Below are 17054 nucleotides of genomic sequence, written 5' to 3'. Positions count from 1 at the left end.
CGTATGTCGCGCTTCCGGCCGACGCCCGCTCACCTATGTGGGGTTTGGACGGACGCCCGCTCACTTGAGGTGAGCGAGCGTCCGCGGGGCGCCTATTTTCCTTGGACCCGCCCCAGGAACTGGGCGGTCCGGGACTGCAGTCCGGCGATTTGGCGAACGACGACGGCGGCCGGGTCCGGATTGATCTCATTCGCCGGGGGCTCCTTGCGGACGTTGGTGCAGCAACCGAATTCCGCGCAGATCAATGTCCCCACCGTGTTGCCGTCGCGACCCGATTGGCCTGCGCGTTTGGCAACCCAAAGGTAAACATCGTCTTTGGAAAACACGTCGCGGCACAGTTCGCAAAGGACCGAACGCTTCTTGCCGGAGCCTCCCTCGGGCGCGCGGAGCATGATGCCAGTGAGGGAACCCTCATTCGGAAGGACGAGATAGCCGCGCATCGGCATCTTCTCGTCGCGCCAGCCAAGGAATTCGAGGTTGTCCCAGTCTAGGGAATTGAAGTCCTTCGGGAGGTTGAGTTTGGCGGCCTCCGAGCGGCTCGCATTGATGAATGAGGAACGGATTTGCTGGGCGGTGATTTTCTGCACGGCGAAGTTCTTTCAGATCGTTTTGGGCTCCGAAGAGGAAGGACGCTGGCGTCTGGCGATCCGAGGGCGCGGCGAAGAAAGCCTTCGCGTGAATCTAGTGCGGGGGCGGTGGGTTTAGTTTCCCTTGCCGCCGAGCGGGATGGCCGACGCAGGGGGAGACGCCAAGTAGGCCGACACGGCCACCTCGCAAACCATGGCAGCGCCAACGTGTGCAGTGCGCATGCTCATCCTCTCGATCTTTACCGCGTTTACGGCCCCGGCGCAGTTCATTGAATCAACCGGCTCTGTCATCTTTGCAAAGGTCGTCCTTGGTGTCCAACAACCCCCGGGGGGCTATAGGTGAGCGGGCGTTGGGAGGCCTGGGCAGTACAAAAGTAATTACGTGATTCAAACGTTTCGTAATTATCGAAAGGGTAGGCTAGCCTTACTTACTTACCTAAGGAGTCCCGTGGCTTCCCGCCCCTCACGCCGTGCCCTGCTGAAGACCGAAGGTTCAGCGACGGCAGCCTTTGCCGCCGTCGCACTGTCCCTCACCGCTTGCTCAACGGGCTCAACCACCGCCGGTTCAGCCACCATGCCGGCCTCAAGCGGCCAGTTCCCGGTCACCATCAAGAACGTCTTCGGCGACACCACCATCAAGTCGCAACCGCAGCGCGTGGTGACCGTCTCGTGGGTCAATGACGATGTCGCCTTGGCTCTCGGCGTCGTACCGGTCGGGGTGCCCAAGGTCGCCTGGGGGAACAATGACAAGGGCTCCACTCCCTGGAAGGACGCAGCGCTGGAGAAGTTGGGCGCCGGCTTCGGCACCGCGAAGGCCCCGGTCCAGTTCTCCGAGGCAGACGGCATCAACTTCACTGAGGTCGCCAAGCTGGCCCCGGACGTCATCCTTGCCGCCTACTCGGGCTTGACCGAAGCCGAGTACAAGAAGCTCTCGGAAATTGCCCCCGTCGTGGCGCAGCCCGAACTCGCGTACGGCACGCCGTGGCAGGAAGCCACCACGATCATCGGCAAGGCCTTGGGTAAGAGCCCGGAGGCCGCCAAGCTCGTCTCGGACACCGAGGCCACCATCAAGGCCAAGGTCTCCGCGTTCCCGCAGCTCGCCGGCAAATCCTTCATCTACGGCAACCTTGAGCCTGCGAAGGGCGACGGCGTCAACGTCTACACAGCCAACGACAACCGTCCGCGTTTCCTGTCCGAAATCGGCATGAAGCTCGCCCCCGTGGTGGAGAACGCCAGCAAGGGTTCCGAGGAGTTCTTCGTTCCGTGGTCCGCGGAAAAGGCCAACGAGCTTTCCTCGGACGTTTTCGTGACCTGGGTGCCGGATTCCAAGACCACGGACCAGATCAAGCAGGACCCCCTGCTCGGCCAGATTCCGGCGATCAAGAAAGGCGCCTTGGTTGCCGGCTCCGACAACACCCTCACTCTGGCAATCTCCGCATCCTCGCCCCTGAGCCTGCCGTGGGCACTGGACATGTTCCTGCCGCAGCTGGCCAAAGGCGCCGACGCGGCAGCCAAGTAAGCGGATCACCCGACATGACACAGAGTACGACGACGGCGGGCCCGCCTTCCGCGGACGGCCCCGCGCGCGAGTTGGCAGCTCCTGCCCCTCACAGCGACTCCAAAGGGCACGACCAGCCAGTTCGCGCGAAAGCCGCCTGGCTGGTGGCCGCCGTCGTCGTGCTTGGACTTGTGTGTGCGGCCTCGCTCGCGACCGGCGCGCGGGGCATGTCCCTTGAAACCGTGTGGCAAGCACTCACCCAGTTCAACCCCGCGGACGGCAACCATGCCGTGGTCCACACCCGCATTCCACGCACTGTGCTCGGTTTGCTGGCAGGGGCTGCCCTTGGCCTTGCCGGCGCCGCGATGCAGGGAGTTTCCCGCAACCCCCTGGCTGACCCGGGAATCATGGGCGTCAATGCCGGGGCGGCACTGGCCGTGGTCGCCGGGATCTACCTCTTCGGTATTTCGGGGGCGAGCGGCTACATCTGGTTCGCTTTCGTCGGCGCCGCCGCGGCCGCCGTCGTCGTCTATCTGATTGCGTCCCTGGGTCGTGACGGTGCGACGCCGGTGAAGCTCGCTTTGGCGGGGGCGGCGCTGAGCGCGGGGCTTTACTCGTTGACGAACGTGATCCTGGTTTCGAGCCAGGACACGCTGGACCGCTTCCGTTTCTGGCAGGTCGGTGGAATTGCCGGCACCGACTGGTCCATCGTGTTGACCGGGTTGCCGTTCCTGCTGCTTGGGGCCGTGATCGTGCTGGGCAGTGGCCGGACACTCAACAGTCTTGCCCTTGGTGACGATGTTGCGCGGGGCCTCGGCCAGAACGTGGCCCTGGCCAGGGGCGTGGCCGCGCTCGGCATCGTTCTGCTCTGCGGATCAGCCACGGCGATGGCCGGTCCCATCGGATTCGTCGGACTCGTGGTTCCGCACGCAATGCGCTTCTTCACGGGCCCGGACTACCGCTGGATCCTGCCGTTCTCGATGGTTCTCGCCCCGGCCCTCCTTCTGGTTTCGGACGTGATCGGCCGGGTGGTGCTCCTGCCCGGCGAAGTTCCCGCGGGCATCATGACGGCCATCGTCGGTGCTCCCGTCTTCGTCTGGCTCGTCCGCCGAGGCAAGGGAGTGTCGCTGTGAGCCCCCGCAACAGGACCGCACTCCTGGGCACCGGCGTCGTTGTCCTCTTCGCGGTGACCGTACTCCTTGGCAGCTACACGGTAACCGTCCCCGATTTCTTCAGGATCCTGGCGGCCCATTTGACCGGCAGCGAGAAGATCCCGGGCGCAAGCTTCATCGTCATGGAAAACAAACTGCCCCGGGCCGTGCTGGGAATCCTGATCGGCGTGGCATTCGGCCTTTCGGGCGGGCTGTTCCAGACCATGCTCCGCAACCCGCTCGCAAGCCCCGACGTCATCGGCATCACTTACGGTGCGAGTGCCGCGGCTGTCCTGGCCATTGTCGTGTTCGGCGCGTCCGGTGCCGCCGTGTCCGGTGCGGCGCTGGCTGGTGCAATCGGCGTCGCGCTCGTCATCTATGCCATGTCGCGAGGCGGCGGGGGTTCAGGTGGCGGATCGGGCGGCCGGGGCGGGAACGCGGCAGGCAACCGGCTTATCCTCGCCGGCGTCGGGATCGCCGCCGCGTTGGGGGCGGTGGTGAACTTCCTCATGACCCGGGCGGACATCCGGACTGCTTCCGAGGCCCTCATTTGGCTCAACGGTTCCTTGAATTCAGCCGATTGGGAGCGCGTGGGTGTCCTCTTCGCCTCGCTCGCGGTGCTTGGTCCCGCGCTGGCCTTCCTCGCTGGTCCGTTGCGCATGCTCGAACTCGGGGACGACGCCGCGGCCGGACTGGGGATCCGGGTGCAGGCCGTGCGTTTCGGACTGGTGATCACCGCCGTCGCGCTCGCAGCAGTGGCGACGGCGGCAGCCGGGCCGGTTGCCTTCGTCGCGTTCCTTGCCGGACCGATCGCCCGGCGGATTGTCGGGCGCCCCAGCCTTCCGGCGTCCGCGTTCACGGGCGCCGTCATTGTCCTCGCCGCCGACTACGTCGCGTACAACGTGGCGCCCCTGATTCTGAGCGGCACGGTCCTGCCGGTCGGCGTGATTACCGGCGCCCTCGGCGCTCCATTCCTGTTGTGGCTCCTGGTCACGTCCAACCGAAAGGAAGCCTGACATGGCACGACTGAGCGCACGCGGCTTGACGCTCCAATACGAGCAGCGACGGGTGATCGAAGGACTCTCGACGCAGATTCCCGAAGGCAAAGTGACCATGATCGTCGGTGCCAACGCCTGCGGAAAATCGACGCTGCTCCGGGGGCTGTCCAGGCTCCTGAAGCCGAGCGCCGGCGTCGTCACTCTGGATGGCAAGGACATCCACTCCCGCCCGGCCCGCGAACTCGCCCGCACGCTCGGCCTTCTTCCGCAGCACCCTCTGGCCCCGGATGGCATCACCGTCCGCGAACTGGTGGGCCGCGGACGCTATCCGCACCAAGGGTTCTTCCGCAGCTGGAGGACTGGCGACCGGTCGGTGCATGATCTCGCCGTCCAACGCGCACTCGAGACCACTTCAACGCTTGAGCTTGCTGAACGGAACGTCGACGAACTGTCCGGCGGGCAACGCCAGAGGGTGTGGATCGCGATGGCCCTTGCCCAGGAGACGGATGTCCTGCTCCTCGACGAACCCACCACCTACCTTGACCTGGCACACCAAGTGGAGGTGCTGGATCTGGTGACCGACCTCAACCGCAGCCGCGGAACCACCGTGGCAATCGTTCTGCACGACCTCAACTTGGCAGCGCGATACGCGGACCACGTTATCGCGATGAAGGCCGGGGCGATCGTCGCCGAGGGGCGGGCGCTGGATGTGGTCACTGAAGACTTGGTCCGCGACGTTTTCGGCTTGGAGTCCCGGGTGGTTCCAGACCCAATTTCCGGCACTCCTCTCATTCTCCCGATCGGCCGGCACCACACCGCAACGCCCTCAACACCCATCGAATTGGAGTTCGCCTCATGAACGCAGACGCCGCAGTGCGAAACGCCATCACGGAGCCGATGACCCTCGCGTTCGACGTCACCGTCACCGCCGTCGAGGACCTGGGACCCAATTTCCGCCGCATCACCTTCGGGGGATATTGCCTGCGCCGTTTCGGGGTTTCGGGGGACACCCTGGACCTGCGCATCAAGCTCATGATTCCCTCGCTCGACGGCGTCGGCCGCCCCCTGCCCCTGCCTGCCTTCAATACGGGCGACGCCGGTTGGTACCGGGAATGGTTGGCGATGGACCCCACCGTGCGCGGTTCGATGCGCACCTACACTGTGCGGAACGAGAGGATTGACGCCGTCTACCCGGAGATCGACGTCGACTTCGTGATGCACTTCCATGACTGCGGCGGCACCCGCGGCTGGCCGCGCGGCGGCGTGGCGGGGTCCGACGTCGACGGCGGTTCGACTCACCCGACGGGCGGGCCCGCGGCTAATTGGGCGCTCGCCGCGAAACCGGGGGATGCGATCACGATCATCGGCCCCAACAATCGGGCAGCCCACTGCATCACGGCGGAAACTTACTCCGGCATTGAATGGCGTCCCGGCTTGGCACAGCGGGTCCTCCTTGGCGGCGACGAAACGGCGGTCCCTGCCATCAGCGCGATCCTGGAATCCTTGCCCGCGGGAATCACAGGGCATGCCTTCCTCGAAGTACCAGAGGCAGGGGATTTCCAAGACCTCGACACCGACGCCGACATCGAAATCACATGGCTCGCGCGCGGCGCGGCGCTCGGCCGTGCACGCCCCCATGGCGAGTTGCTGAAGAGCGCCGTCCGCGGAGCCGTACCCGTCCCCGGTTGGGTGGGCATCGTCCCGCTCGATGGCGCCGCAGGGCCCGAGCCCGAAGACGTCAATGTGGACCAGGACATCTTGTGGGAGACCCCGCTGCGCATGGACACGGCCGCGATCGAAGCGAGCCGCAACCCGGGCCTTCCCGCCGGCGCCTCGCCGTTCTATGCCTGGATCGCAGGCGAGGCAGGGGTCATCAAGGAGCTCCGCCGGTATCTCGTCCGGGATGTGGGGATCGACCGGAAACAGGTGGCATTCATGGGCTACTGGCGCAAGGGGAAAGCCGAACTCTAGCCCGCCCCTGGCGACGCCCGCTCACGTATACGGCCAAAAGCCGGAACGCCCGCTCACCTCATGTGAGCGGGCGTTTGCCCGAAACACGCCATAGGTGAGCGGGCGTTCGGTCAAAATGCCCCATAGGTGAGCGGGCGTCGAATTAACCTGGGCTTTGCCGGCGGGCAACCAGGCGGGGCTACGCTGGCGGGGTGGCTGGGAACGTGCTTGATGCTGACCAGAACGGACGACGGCGGTTTGTTGCCTTGGGCGATTCCTTCACCGAAGGCGTGGGGGACCGGAACGAGGGCCTGCCGAACGGCGTCCGGGGCTGGGCCGACCGCGTTGCCGAGAAGCTGGCCAAGGCCGAACCTGGCTGGGAGTATGCGAATCTTGCCGTGCGGAGCAAGCGCCTCCGCCATATTGTCGACGAGCAACTGGACCGCGCCTTGGCCATGGAACCCACGCTCATCACGCTTTACGCGGGCGGCAACGACATCCTGGATTTCGGCACCGACATGGACATCCTCATGGCCGAGTACGAAAGGCTCGTGGCGCGCCTTGCAGCCACGGGAGCAACGTTGGTCCTGTTCACGGGGTACGACGTCAAGGTCTCGGCCGTGCTGGAACCGTTCAAGAAGCGGAACGCCCTCTACAACGAACGCGTCCGCGAACTGGCCGCCAAGTACGGGGCCGTGCTGGTGGATTATTGGTGCCTTGACGCCTACCACGACCGCCGGATGTGGGCCTCGGACCGTCTCCACATGTCGAAAGCCGGACACAAATACATGGCGTCGCAGGTCCTGGATCACCTCGGCGTCCCGCACAAGTTCTCTCCCAAGGACTGGGAGCCACCACAGCGCCTCAAGCTGCGCGATTGGGAACGCCGACAACGTCGCTGGGTGAACGATTGGGTCCTGCCCTTGTTCGGCCGGAAGCTTCGCGGCGTCACGCTTGGGGACAGCCTTGGCCCGCGCTGGCCGGAGCCCGTGAAGGTGCCGAGGAAGGCCGGGCTGCGGAAGGTCGCGGAGCGCCAAGCCGCAGCGGCGGCCACCGACTCTGGAAGCCAGGCAACAGGAAGAGCCCACAACGGGGGGACATGACCATGGCTACGCATACGCCGCTTCGATTCGTCGCCGTCGGAGATTCCTTCACCGAAGGCGTCGGCGACGTAGACCTTCGCCTTCCCAACGATTGCCGGGGCTGGGCCGATCGCGTGGCAGAGGAACTGGCCAGGCACCAGCCGCAGGCACAGTACGCCAACCTTGCCCTCCGCGGCCGGCGGCTCACGCCGATCGTGGTTGAACAACTTGAGCCGGCGCTCGCGATGGCTCCCACTTTGGTCAGCTTCCATGCCGGCGGCAACGATCTCCTCGGTGCACGGCTGGACATGCGCCTACTGGTCCGTGGTTTCGAGGCCGCCGTTGCCAGGATCGCGCAAAGTGGTGCCCGGGTCGTGCTGTTCACCGAATACAACGTGCCGCTCTCGCCCGTTCTGGAGCCGCTTAAGCTGCGCACGGCCGTTTTCAACAAGCACATCCGGCGCATTTCGGCAGCCTACGGAACGCTTCTGGTGGACCATTGGTGCTTCGAAAACTATCAGGACCGCCGTATGTGGGCTCCGGACAGGCTGCATATGTCCGGTATAGGACACCGCTACATGGCCAAGAAAGTCCTGGAAGTCCTGGGCGCCACGCACTCGCTCGAGTCACCGGTACTCGGGCCGCTGCAACCGCGGAGCCGCGCCGGGATCATGGCCGACGACGCCGCGTGGCTCAGGCGCGATGTCGCACCCTGGCTTTCGCGTCGCTTCAGGGGAGTTTCGAGCGGGGATCATCTGAGCGCCCGCTGGCCGGCCCTGATGCCCGTTGTCTTGCCGGAGCGACTGGGGACGTCCCGTCAATCAGTCAGGCTTTGAAATGGTCAAGCGTCACGCCTGACAACTTTGGCTGCGGACGGGCATCTAGTCCAGCAGGTTTTCGAACCCTGCGGATGCGGAGGTCACCGTGAATTCGATGATTTCGAAGTCCGCTACCCCGTTGACGTAGAACGGATCCGTCGCCAGCGAAGCGTCCAGCGTTGTGCGATCGACGTTGGACAGCAGCACGCCCCCGATGGCTGGAACGCGACGGCCGGACGCGAGGAACGTGCCGGCGTCGAACGCTTCTTTGACCCAATCCATGTGTGCCGGGCGGTGGAAATCGACGATCTCGTCGGGAACTTTGTAGGTCAGAGAGACGACGAACATGCCGCCCAGCCTACAACGCGGAGGACGGCCACAAGGGGCCGCCCTCCGAAAATGAACTACGGCAGGAGCTTGACCGCGGAGTTCCAGTTGTAGTCGGGGTGGGCTTCGCTGATCTGCAGGGTCATGACGAGCAGCTGGAAGGCTTCGAGCTCACGCGAGCGGCGCAGCGGTCCGACGTTCACCGGACGCAACCCGGCGCCTTTGACGAAGTCGACGACGGCGCCCGTCGCCTCGGCGTCGTCGCCCGCCACGAGTACGTCGAGGGTCTGGCCGCCCACTTCGCCCTCCGCGAGCGTGGCGGCGAAGACGGTGTTGAATGCCTTGACGACCGAGGCGCCGGGCACCAAGGCCTGCAGTTCTTCGGCGGCCGAAGTTCCGGCGGGAACGGTGAGGGAATCGAAGGTCTCGAAGTTCACGGGGTTGGAGATGTCCACGATCGTCTTGCCGTTGAGCGCTGAGCCGTAGGAAGAAAGGACTTCTTTGGAGGCCCCGAACGGCGTAGCCAGCACCACGATGCTGCCTTCCACCGGAGATCCCGTGATGCCGGAGGTTCCGTTGACCGTCGCCGCAAGCGCGGCAGCGGAGCCGGCGTTGCGGCTGAGGATCTGGACGCTCTTGCCTGCTGTGGCAGCGCGGGCCGCGATGCCGGACGCCATGTTGCCCGTGCCGATGATGGTGATGTCAGTCATTATCTTTTCCTTCGCGTGAGTCCTGCGGATTCATTTACTTGAAGCTTCAACTAAAACAATAATGAGCTTGAGTTGAAGTGTCAAGTATTTATTTCCTTCTAAGATGAATCCATGACCGAACCGCGCTGGCTCAATGCCGACGAACGCCGTGCCTGGCTGGCCCTCCTGAGCATCAACACCCTTCTGCCCGCAGCTTTGGATACACAACTGCAAGCGGCCGGCAAATTGTCGCTGTTCGACTACAACGTGCTTGCGATGCTGTCCGAAGCGGATGGGCGTTTCCTGCCGATGAGTGAGCTTGCCGCCCGCACCAGCGCTTCCCTGTCGAGGTTGTCGCACGTCGTGACCAAGCTCCAAAGACGCGGTTGGGTGGAACGCGAGGCCCATCCGGGCGACGCCCGTGTCACCGTGGCGCACCTGACCGAGTCCGGGATGGACACCATCGTGTCCCTCGCCCCGGGTCATGTGGACGCGGTCCGCGCCTTGATGTTGGACGCCATGACCGACGACGACGTTGAGGACCTCGCGCGGATCGCAGAGAAAATCGTGGCCAGGTTGGACGACGATCACTGGATCCTGCGCGAACGCTAAGCCGCGGCTGGCGGGACCAGCGACCGCGGCTGCTGAGCGTGACGGCCGCCCCGCACTGATGAAAGACTGGCGCCATGGATTTTTCTGCCCGGTATGTGGCATTGGGTGACTCGTTCACCGAAGGACTTGGCGACGCCGACCCCTCGCGCCCCAACGGAGTCAGGGGATGGGCGGACCTCGTCGCCCACCAATTGGCCCAAAGCAACGACGATTTCGGCTACGCCAACCTGGCCATCCGGGGCAAGAAGCTCCGGCAAGTCATGACAGAGCAGGTGGATGCCGCCGTCGCGCTTCAACCGACGCTGGTGACCCTGTATGCGGGAGCGAACGACATCTTCCGCCCCAAAGTCGATATCGACAGGCTGATGGAGGACTACGAGGCCGGCATCGGGAAGCTCAGTGCCACCGGCGCTACGTTGCTTCTCTTCACCGGCTTCGATGCCCGCAGTTCCAAGGTTTTCGGCACCATGCGCGGACGCACCGCGATTTACAACGAACTGCTGCGGGAAATCGCGGAAAACCACGGGGCGCTGGTGGTGGACTATTGGCGCTTCAGCGAGTATCACGACTGGCACATGTGGGCGCAGGACCGGATGCACATGTCCACTGCCGGTCACATCAACATGGCCAACCGGGTGCTGGCCGTCCTGGAGCACGAAGGTTCCCTCGAGGTTCCGCCGCCGGTCCCGCAACCCCAGCTCGCGCGGGTGGAAGCGTTGCGGGCCAACGCGCGTTGGGCCCGTGAACATGCCGCCCCGTGGGTCGTCCGCCGCGTTACGGGCAAGTCGTCAGGTGATGGCCTGAGCCCGAAGTACCCGCAGCTCACCCGGCCGTAGCGAGGTTCCGGAAACCCGGGGTGGCGAGCAACCCGCCGTCGTTCTTCACCGCGAGCACGTCCACGTCCCAGTGTGAGGTGGCCAGCGCCAGGGTTGCGGCGCCGCCCGCCATGATGGCGGTGGCAAGGACGTCGGCCGTGATGATGTCTGCGGCTGCCACGGAAACCTGGCGGAACCCCTCGTTCGGCGCCGCTTGGAGGCCCGCGGACCAAATGTGGTGACCGCGTTCGCTCGTTCCCGAGGTCGCCAGCGCGTGCTTGCCGGCGTTGCCGAGCGGAAACGCGGTCAGGAGCGTCGACCGGTTCTCCGGGTCGATAATCCCCGCCAGCCACGGCCGCGCACTGCCCGGCGTCGGCGAACCGTCCACCAGGACGTCCCCGCCCGCGTTGAGGCACCAATCCTTCAAGCCGAGCGCGAGCAGCGACGTTGCAGCTTCCCGTATGGCGTGTGCCTTGACGATCCCGGACAAGTCCACGACGCCGTCGGGCCGTTCCGCCGTGAACGCGCCATCGGTGAGGGTGCGCCATTCGCTCGCCTCGACGTACAGACGTCGCATGTCCGGGGAGGTGTCCCTCAGGGCCAGCTCCCCCCGCGCCAACGCGCTCGCCTCCGAGTCGGGGCGGTAGAGACTAAATGTCCGATCCAGCCCTTTGAACAACTGCTCGACGACGGCGGTGGCCGCCTCGAGCTCTTCCACCGAAGCTTGGGGAGCCGTCCCTGGAGCGCCGGGGATGGCCAGGCTCACCACGGTGCCCATGCTGGTGAACGTGCGGGAACGAAGGCGGGGTTCCGCGCTGCCCTGTCCGGGCTCGCTTGGCTTAGAAGTGGGCTGCATCGAGGGCCGCCTGGAGGGATGTCAAATATGCCTCGCTGGTATAAGTGGCCCCGCCGATGGTCTGCACGTTCGCGGACTGGGCGCTCAGGACTTCGGAGCGGAGCAGGGGTGCTGCCCTGGCGCTGATCTGGACGGATCGTTGCTCCTGGTCGGTCAGATGCAGGGCTGTGACATCGGTGATCACGCCGGCCTTGATGGTTACCTGGACCTGGACTGTTCCGAAACGGGTCTCCACCGCGGTGCCTGCGTAGGTGCCGCCCGCTTTGGCCGAGGCTCCCAGGGTGGAAGTGGAACTGGAGCCCGTAGTGGAACTGGTGCTGGCCCCGGTTCCCGAGGACCCGGGCGTGCTGCTCCCGGTGGTTCCATTCGCCGTCGAGCCCGTACCTGAAGCGGTCCCACCGGTGGTTCCCGCCGCGGACGTCGTGACGGTGGAGGCGCTGGATGCCGTCACCTGTGTGCCAGCCTGCCAGCCGACCACGAGGATTGCCGCCGATGCCAGCGCTGCTGAAATTCCTGCCCTGAGTCTCACCAGTCAAACCTTTCGTAGTGGAGTTGTTCCTCCCGCACGCCGGAGCTTTTTGCTTCGGCTAGTACCTCGCCGGCCCATGCCGTCGGGCCGCAAACGTAAACATCAGCGTCCGCTATGTCCGGCACAAAGTCCCGCAGGCTCGAAGAGCCGGCAGAGGCAGGCAGCCAGGCGCTGTGGGGATGGCCTGACCGCGGACCCGTCAGGTGGAACAGGGTCGCGCCACGCTTCCGGCACAGTTCCATGATCTCGTCTCCGAGGAACAGTTCCTCCGCGCTACTGCCGCGCAGCAGTACTGTCGCCTGGCCTGGCGCGAAGGGAGTTGATTCCAAGAGCGCCCGGAGGGGCGTAATCCCGATTCCCGCACCGATCATCACGACGCGGTCCCTGCTTCGGGCTGCCGTGCTGAAAACCCCGTATGGTCCTTCGATCGCTACTTTCGTCCCCGGCTTGAGGGAGCCGAGGCGGGCCGAACCGGTCCCCAGGTTCCGAACAGTGATCCGCAACATCGGCTGCCGCGATGACTTTCCGGTTTGCGGTTCCGCCGACAAGCTGAACGGATGCGCCTGCCACCACATGCCGGGAGCGAGGAAGCGCCATACGAAGAACCGGCCACCGCTACCCGACAATTCGTTCAATCGCAGCCCGGTCATTTCGATGCTCACGACGTCGGGGGACACCCGCACTACGCGGCGCACCGTCAGTTGGTGCCGGTAGGTGGCTATTACCGGTTGGGCAATGCGGTACCAAACCAGCGCCGCGCCCGTTCCTGTGCAAAGCAGGAGCCAGTACCAGCGCTGCCAAGTGCGTTCGGCGAACAGGCCGCCCACGCTGAATTGGTGCGGGATTGCCGTCGCTACCGCAAGGTAGGTGAGCAGATGAACGAAATACCAGAATTCGTAGGGAAAACGGCGCCGCACAGCCACCAGCGAAGTGACCACCACGGCAATGAACAACGCCATGGAGACGAACGCGAGCCACATATCGGGTACCAAGACCCACAGGGAAACGGCCTCGCTGACGGGATTCAGGCCCTCGGCCATGCCGTAGCCGGTGGCAAGGAGAAGTCCATGTGCCAACAGCAAGTACAGCGCCGGCTTGCCTAGCTTTCGGTGGAATTCCAGTGCTCTGTCATGCCCGACTGCGCCGTCCACGAAAGGGAGGCGTGCCGCGAGCAGAAGCATCAGAATGACCAGGTCCATGCCGGCGAGTCCGGCCACGATCCCGACGGCGGTGACCGCCTGGGTGAGGTTGCCGACGGTCGACACTCCGCCGTCGGCGAGCCACAACGCCAGCGCCACCGCAAGGGATGCCCAAAGCGCGACCGTGAGCATGTCCGCCCGGCGCATGCGCCGGCGATGTTGCGCCGCGAACCGTCCCTTAGCGGGATTGCGACGCGGTGACGTTTGAGGACGACGGCCTGGCGGTGTATCCACGCGTTGGCCCGGGGAAGCGAGGAGTTGTGAGTTCATGCCTCAAGATTGAATGCTCAACCTTTCGTTCTCCTGTGAAGGGGCTAGCCCCCGCTTATGACTTGTGGCCTGGTTCTTATACACCCGATTGGTCTTAATTTCTCCCAGCCCCTAGACTTATTAGGCGCTAGGTGGCGCGGAGCGTGTGCAATTGCTCCGGTTGGCGGTGACTGTTGGCAACAACAGGAGATCCGCGGGCCGGTAGTTAGGGGCTCAAGTTGCGTGCATTCCAGTATTCGCCCAGTATTCCGGCCTGTTGTCCGGACCCACTACCTTCGCCGCAGCGGTGATCATTGGCTGGTTTCAGTCGAGCGATCCGAGCTGCGGGAACTACCGAAAACGGTGTGGACTGGCTGCGGACGTCGCCTATTGCACGGGAAGCAGGAACTCTGCTGGCCGTTTCATTTTATTTTTTAGGAGAGTCGTCATGGCAGCAAACTGCCAGGTGACCGGAGCCGAGCCGGGCTTTGGACACAGCATTTCGCACTCGCACCGCCGCAACAAGCGTCGGTTCGACCCCAACATCCAGAAGAAGCGCTACTGGGTTCCGTCCCTGCGCCGTAATGTCACGCTGACCCTGTCGGCCAAGGGCATCAAGACCATCGACGTTCGCGGCATCGACGCAGTCGTCGCCGAAGTTCTGGCTCGTGGGGTGAAGCTCTAGTGGCAAAAGACAAGGACGTACGTCCGATCATCAAGCTGAAGTCCACTGCGGGAACCGGTTACACCTACGTAACCCGCAAGAACCGTCGTAACGACCCGGACCGTCTGGTCCTGAAGAAGTACGACCCCAAGATCCGCCAGCACGTCGAATTCCGAGAGGAGCGCTAAACATGGCTAAGAAGTCCAAGATTGCTCGCAACGAGCAGCGCAAGGTCATCGTTGAGCGTTACGCTGCCAAGCGTCTCGAACTGAAGAAGACCCTGGTTGACGCCAACGCGACTGACGAAGCACGCGAAGAGGCTCGCCTCGGCCTGCAGAAGCTGCCCCGCAACGCCTCCCCGATCCGTCTGCGTAACCGCGACATCATCGACGGCCGCCCGCGCGGTACCTTCCAGAAGTTCGGTATCTCCCGTGTTCGCTTCCGCGACATGGCTCACCGCGGTGAGCTGCCGGGCATCACCAAGTCTTCCTGGTAATCCAGAAGCACTAGAAGGGCCGGCAACCGTTTGGTTGCCGGCCCTTCTTGCGTTTAAGGCGGCGGTCTTGTGGCTTCGCGATTAAGTGGTGCAGGACACAGTGTTGAATTACGACGCCGGCGGCTTCTTTTTGCGCGGAAACCGCCGTTTTGTCCCGGATTACCGCGGTTCTTGCTCGCCTGAGGCGTGATTTGCGTGGGGTCTTGGGGATGTGTAGAGTAGATCGAGTCGCCGCCGCTGATGCGGAAAGATAGCGACCGACCCCCTCTGATAAACGGCCTGGAAATGGCGTGCTGATTAGCGTGCTGTGGATGGGTGGGGACCCTTGTTGAGCAGTGAATCGCGGAAACGCCGATTTGCTTGATGCTGGCAGTTCGGGTAAGTTTGGGAAGTTGCTCCGGAGCGATCTTGGACCCTTGTGGGTGTGGGTGGTGCCGGGTGTGTCTGTTGTTTGAGAACTCAATAGTGTGCCAAGTTTGTTGATACCGATTTGTTTTTATGGATTGGTTGATTTTGCCGGGCCTTGTCCGCCCCTGTGGGTGGGGTCTGGTTTTCAGCTGGTTTCAAATTTTGTGCAGCCGTTCTGCCGTTATTTCCGGTGGTTGTGGTTGTGTCTGTTTTTGTTTTACTTCAACGGAGAGTTTGATCCTGGCTCAGGATGAACGCTGGCGGCGTGCTTAACACATGCAAGTCGAACGATGATCTCCAGCTTGCTGGGGGGATTAGTGGCGAACGGGTGAGTAACACGTGAGTAACCTGCCCTTGACTCTGGGATAAGCCTGGGAAACTGGGTCTAATACCGGATATGACCATTCCGCGCATGCGGTGGTGGTGGAAAGCTTTTGCGGTTTTGGATGGACTCGCGGCCTATCAGCTTGTTGGTGGGGTAATGGCCTACCAAGGCGACGACGGGTAGCCGGCCTGAGAGGGTGACCGGCCACACTGGGACTGAGACACGGCCCAGACTCCTACGGGAGGCAGCAGTGGGGAATATTGCACAATGGGCGCAAGCCTGATGCAGCGACGCCGCGTGAGGGATGACGGCCTTCGGGTTGTAAACCTCTTTCAGTAGGGAAGAAGCGAAAGTGACGGTACCTGCAGAAGAAGCGCCGGCTAACTACGTGCCAGCAGCCGCGGTAATACGTAGGGCGCAAGCGTTATCCGGAATTATTGGGCGTAAAGAGCTCGTAGGCGGTTTGTCGCGTCTGCTGTGAAAGACCGGGGCTCAACTCCGGTTCTGCAGTGGGTACGGGCAGACTAGAGTGATGTAGGGGAGACTGGAATTCCTGGTGTAGCGGTGAAATGCGCAGATATCAGGAGGAACACCGATGGCGAAGGCAGGTCTCTGGGCATTAACTGACGCTGAGGAGCGAAAGCATGGGGAGCGAACAGGATTAGATACCCTGGTAGTCCATGCCGTAAACGTTGGGCACTAGGTGTGGGGGACATTCCACGTTTTCCGCGCCGTAGCTAACGCATTAAGTGCCCCGCCTGGGGAGTACGGCCGCAAGGCTAAAACTCAAAGGAATTGACGGGGGCCCGCACAAGCGGCGGAGCATGCGGATTAATTCGATGCAACGCGAAGAACCTTACCAAGGCTTGACATGAACCGGTAACGCCTGGAAACAGGTGCCCCGCTTGCGGTCGGTTTACAGGTGGTGCATGGTTGTCGTCAGCTCGTGTCGTGAGATGTTGGGTTAAGTCCCGCAACGAGCGCAACCCTCGTTCTATGTTGCCAGCGGTTCGGCCGGGGACTCATAGGAGACTGCCGGGGTCAACTCGGAGGAAGGTGGGGACGACGTCAAATCATCATGCCCCTTATGTCTTGGGCTTCACGCATGCTACAATGGCCGGTACAAAGGGTTGCGATACTGTGAGGTGGAGCTAATCCCAAAAAGCCGGTCTCAGTTCGGATTGGGGTCTGCAACTCGACCCCATGAAGTCGGAGTCGCTAGTAATCGCAGATCAGCAACGCTGCGGTGAATACGTTCCCGGGCCTTGTACACACCGCCCGTCAAGTCACGAAAGTTGGTAACACCCGAAGCCGGTGGCCTAACCCTTGTGGGGGGAGCCGTCGAAGGTGGGACCGGCGATTGGGACTAAGTCGTAACAAGGTAGCCGTACCGGAAGGTGCGGCTGGATCACCTCCTTTCTAAGGAGCACCATTTTCGCCTCTGGGTCTGTCTGCATGGATGGTCCGGGGGTGTGTGGAAGCAAAGCCCATTGCGCAGGCGTCTGTTCTGCGGTGGGTGCTCATGGGTGGAATATCAGCAGATAGCGGCCGGTTTGTTTTTTCCTGTGTTTAGTACGGATGCTCTTTGGGTGTTCTGGAACGGTGCGGGCGGGGATGGGCTGGTTTTCGTGTTTGGCACACTGTTGGGTCCTGAGGCAACAGGGCCGGTTGTGGGGGGTGCGTGGCCTGTTCGGGTTGCGTGGTTTCCTTGTGCCGGGTTTGTGTGTTTCTGGTTTCCTGGTTGCATGTCCTGTGCGTGTCCGGTTGTTCTTCGTCTTTTGTGGCGGGGGGTGGTTGGTGT

Annotated in this window: 18 protein-coding genes and 1 rRNA gene; 13 read left to right on the top strand and 6 right to left on the bottom strand. The window is 63.4% G+C overall.

Features of this window, described 5'->3' with window-relative positions:
* Positions 1-92 precede the first annotated feature (92 nt).
* Positions 93-587: an FBP domain-containing protein gene (locus tag OIT41_RS18685; RefSeq protein WP_241710332.1), complete on the bottom strand. Its 495-nt coding sequence runs from the start codon at positions 585-587 to the stop codon at positions 93-95.
* A gap of 448 nt (positions 588-1035) precedes the next feature.
* On the opposite strand from OIT41_RS18685, the gene OIT41_RS18680 reads away from it, so the two are divergent.
* From OIT41_RS18680 to OIT41_RS18650, 7 genes are all read left to right on the top strand, one after another.
* On the top strand, positions 1036-2106 hold the full coding sequence (locus OIT41_RS18680) for an ABC transporter substrate-binding protein (protein ID WP_264637068.1): 1071 nt from the start codon (positions 1036-1038) through the stop codon (positions 2104-2106).
* A gap of 14 nt (positions 2107-2120) precedes the next feature.
* On the top strand, positions 2121-3218 hold the full coding sequence (locus OIT41_RS18675; RefSeq protein ID WP_241710334.1) for a FecCD family ABC transporter permease: 1098 nt from the start codon (positions 2121-2123) through the stop codon (positions 3216-3218).
* Positions 3215-4252 (top strand): FecCD family ABC transporter permease, encoded by a 1038-nt coding sequence (locus OIT41_RS18670; RefSeq protein WP_264637067.1) that lies wholly within the window; start codon positions 3215-3217, stop codon positions 4250-4252. The genes OIT41_RS18675 and OIT41_RS18670 overlap by 4 nt, the downstream gene beginning before the upstream one ends.
* 1 nt (position 4253) lies before the next feature.
* On the top strand, positions 4254-5093 hold the full coding sequence (locus OIT41_RS18665; RefSeq protein ID WP_241710335.1) for an ABC transporter ATP-binding protein: 840 nt from the start codon (positions 4254-4256) through the stop codon (positions 5091-5093).
* The gene (locus OIT41_RS18660; RefSeq protein WP_241710336.1) at positions 5090-6205 is read left to right on the top strand and encodes a siderophore-interacting protein; all 1116 of its coding nucleotides are present in this window, start codon (positions 5090-5092) and stop codon (positions 6203-6205) included. Before OIT41_RS18665 ends, OIT41_RS18660 begins: the two co-directional genes overlap by 4 nt.
* A 191-nt stretch (positions 6206-6396) precedes the next feature.
* A complete protein-coding gene (locus tag OIT41_RS18655; RefSeq protein ID WP_241710337.1) occupies positions 6397-7287 on the top strand; it encodes an SGNH/GDSL hydrolase family protein in 891 nt (296 codons plus the stop codon).
* Positions 7288-7289: 2 nt separating this feature from the next.
* The gene (locus OIT41_RS18650) at positions 7290-8102 is read left to right on the top strand and encodes an SGNH/GDSL hydrolase family protein (RefSeq protein ID WP_241710338.1); all 813 of its coding nucleotides are present in this window, start codon (positions 7290-7292) and stop codon (positions 8100-8102) included.
* A 45-nt stretch (positions 8103-8147) separates the two neighbouring features.
* Here the strand turns inward: OIT41_RS18650 and OIT41_RS18645 are convergent, their stop codons facing one another.
* Both OIT41_RS18645 and OIT41_RS18640 read right to left on the bottom strand, forming a co-directional pair.
* Complete coding sequence (locus tag OIT41_RS18645) at positions 8148-8432, bottom strand: YciI family protein (protein WP_241710339.1); 285 nt, start codon at positions 8430-8432, stop codon at positions 8148-8150.
* A 56-nt stretch (positions 8433-8488) separates the two neighbouring features.
* Complete coding sequence (locus OIT41_RS18640; protein ID WP_264637066.1) at positions 8489-9121, bottom strand: NADPH-dependent F420 reductase; 633 nt, start codon at positions 9119-9121, stop codon at positions 8489-8491.
* Positions 9122-9232: 111 nt separating this feature from the next.
* On the opposite strand from OIT41_RS18640, the gene OIT41_RS18635 reads away from it, so the two are divergent.
* Positions 9233-9712, top strand: a complete 480-nt coding sequence (locus tag OIT41_RS18635) for a MarR family winged helix-turn-helix transcriptional regulator (RefSeq protein ID WP_264637065.1) — start codon at positions 9233-9235, stop codon at positions 9710-9712.
* 74 nt (positions 9713-9786) lie between these two features.
* On the top strand, positions 9787-10548 hold the full coding sequence (locus tag OIT41_RS18630; protein WP_241710341.1) for an SGNH/GDSL hydrolase family protein: 762 nt from the start codon (positions 9787-9789) through the stop codon (positions 10546-10548).
* Here the strand turns inward: OIT41_RS18630 and OIT41_RS18625 are convergent.
* From OIT41_RS18625 to OIT41_RS18615, 3 genes are read right to left on the bottom strand one after another with little or no spacing between them, the layout of a single operon-like run.
* Positions 10535-11383: an FAD:protein FMN transferase gene (locus OIT41_RS18625; RefSeq protein ID WP_319801835.1), complete on the bottom strand. Its 849-nt coding sequence runs from the start codon at positions 11381-11383 to the stop codon at positions 10535-10537. The two genes, OIT41_RS18630 and OIT41_RS18625, sit on opposite strands and share 14 nt — an antisense overlap.
* Positions 11367-11912, bottom strand: coding sequence for an FMN-binding protein (locus OIT41_RS18620; RefSeq protein ID WP_264637064.1), 546 nt, complete (start codon positions 11910-11912; stop codon positions 11367-11369). Before OIT41_RS18620 ends, OIT41_RS18625 begins: the two co-directional genes overlap by 17 nt.
* The gene (locus OIT41_RS18615) at positions 11909-13381 is read right to left on the bottom strand and encodes a ferredoxin reductase family protein (protein ID WP_264637063.1); all 1473 of its coding nucleotides are present in this window, start codon (positions 13379-13381) and stop codon (positions 11909-11911) included. The genes OIT41_RS18620 and OIT41_RS18615 overlap by 4 nt, the downstream gene beginning before the upstream one ends.
* A gap of 427 nt (positions 13382-13808) precedes the next feature.
* Between OIT41_RS18615 and rpmB the strand changes: the two genes are divergently transcribed.
* The 4 genes from rpmB (at position 13809) to OIT41_RS18595 (ending at position 16672) form a co-directional block, all read left to right on the top strand.
* Positions 13809-14045, top strand: coding sequence for a 50S ribosomal protein L28 (gene rpmB, locus OIT41_RS18610; RefSeq protein ID WP_078107326.1), 237 nt, complete (start codon positions 13809-13811; stop codon positions 14043-14045).
* Positions 14045-14212: a 50S ribosomal protein L33 gene (gene rpmG / locus OIT41_RS18605; RefSeq protein WP_003798558.1), complete on the top strand. Its 168-nt coding sequence runs from the start codon at positions 14045-14047 to the stop codon at positions 14210-14212. The genes rpmB and rpmG overlap by 1 nt, the downstream gene beginning before the upstream one ends.
* 2 nt (positions 14213-14214) lie before the next feature.
* Positions 14215-14520 carry a 30S ribosomal protein S14 gene (gene rpsN, locus OIT41_RS18600; RefSeq protein ID WP_028267656.1) on the top strand — a complete coding sequence of 102 codons (306 nt, stop codon included), beginning with the start codon at positions 14215-14217 and terminating at the stop codon, positions 14518-14520.
* Between the two features lie 630 nt (positions 14521-15150).
* A 16S ribosomal RNA gene (locus tag OIT41_RS18595) occupies positions 15151-16672 on the top strand.
* The last annotated feature ends 382 nt before the right edge of the window (positions 16673-17054 follow it).

The organism is Arthrobacter sp. YA7-1 (assembly GCF_025960325.1).
GTDB classification, from domain to species: Bacteria; Actinomycetota; Actinomycetes; order Actinomycetales; family Micrococcaceae; genus Arthrobacter; species Arthrobacter bambusae_A.
Note: the sequence above shows the minus strand (reverse complement) of the source record. Positions and strands in the feature narration are given on the sequence as shown.

Bases quoted from the DNA above. Each gene is read 5' to 3' on its own strand.
- OIT41_RS18675 (WP_241710334.1), top strand. From the start codon at position 2,121: ATGACACAGAGTACGACGACGGCGGGCCCGCCTTCCGCGGACGGCCCC.
- OIT41_RS18665 (WP_241710335.1), top strand. From the start codon at position 4,254: ATGGCACGACTGAGCGCACGCGGCTTGACGCTCCAATACGAGCAGCGA.
- OIT41_RS18660 (WP_241710336.1), top strand. From the start codon at position 5,090: ATGAACGCAGACGCCGCAGTGCGAAACGCCATCACGGAGCCGATGACC.
- OIT41_RS18650 (WP_241710338.1), top strand. From the start codon at position 7,290: ATGGCTACGCATACGCCGCTTCGATTCGTCGCCGTCGGAGATTCCTTC.
- OIT41_RS18645 (WP_241710339.1), bottom strand. From the start codon at position 8,432: ATGTTCGTCGTCTCTCTGACCTACAAAGTTCCCGACGAGATCGTCGAT.
- OIT41_RS18640 (WP_264637066.1), bottom strand. From the start codon at position 9,121: ATGACTGACATCACCATCATCGGCACGGGCAACATGGCGTCCGGCATC.
- OIT41_RS18635 (WP_264637065.1), top strand. From the start codon at position 9,233: ATGACCGAACCGCGCTGGCTCAATGCCGACGAACGCCGTGCCTGGCTG.
- OIT41_RS18630 (WP_241710341.1), top strand. From the start codon at position 9,787: ATGGATTTTTCTGCCCGGTATGTGGCATTGGGTGACTCGTTCACCGAA.
- OIT41_RS18625 (WP_319801835.1), bottom strand. From the start codon at position 11,383: ATGCAGCCCACTTCTAAGCCAAGCGAGCCCGGACAGGGCAGCGCGGAA.
- OIT41_RS18615 (WP_264637063.1), bottom strand. From the start codon at position 13,381: ATGAACTCACAACTCCTCGCTTCCCCGGGCCAACGCGTGGATACACCG.
- rpmB (WP_078107326.1), top strand. From the start codon at position 13,809: ATGGCAGCAAACTGCCAGGTGACCGGAGCCGAGCCGGGCTTTGGACAC.
- rpsN (WP_028267656.1), top strand. From the start codon at position 14,215: ATGGCTAAGAAGTCCAAGATTGCTCGCAACGAGCAGCGCAAGGTCATC.